Source organism: Brachyspira sp. SAP_772 (assembly GCF_009755885.1).
Classification (GTDB): domain Bacteria; phylum Spirochaetota; class Brachyspiria; order Brachyspirales; family Brachyspiraceae; genus Brachyspira.
Map to the genome: position 1 here is coordinate 1 of NZ_VYIX01000308.1, position 578 is coordinate 578.

1 pseudogene is annotated in these 578 nt (G+C 31.2%); it reads left to right on the forward strand.

Features of this window, described 5'->3' with window-relative positions:
* Positions 1–2 precede the first annotated feature (2 nt).
* Positions 3–578, forward strand: a pseudogene (locus tag GQX97_RS14210) (lysophospholipid acyltransferase family protein); the annotation flags it as partial.

Sequence of the window (578 nt, forward strand, 5' to 3'; positions counted from 1 at the left end):
ATATTCCATTAAGAGTTTTAATGGAGTTTATATCATTTTTTCCTTATATTTTTGTGATATTTTTTGCAAAGATTATAGGGATTTTGATGTTTTATGTAGCTCCAGGAAGCAGAAAGGTTGCTTTAATTAATTTGAAGCAGGCTTTTCCAGAAAAATCTTATTTGGAGAGAAGGCTTATTGCTAGGCGTTCTATGAAATCTATGATGATGACTTTTGCTGAGTTTATAAAGGCTTCAAGAATGTCTGATGAAGAGATATTAAAACGTATAAAGATAGAAGGCAAAGATATATTTGATAAGGCTCTTGAGGAAAATAAGGGTATAGTAGCAATTACTGGACATATTGGCAATTGGGAATATATAGCTTCATATTTTGGTATTAAGGGGTATAATCCTAGTGTTATAGTGAGACCTTTAGATAACCCTAAATTAGATGTTTATATGAAGTCRTGGAGAGAGAAGAGGGGAGTTAAATGTATTGCTAGAAAGGGGAATTTAAAAGAGATATTTTATACATTGAGAGAGAATAAGCCTGTTGCTTTTTTGTGCGATCAGAATTATATAGATGGAATTTATGTT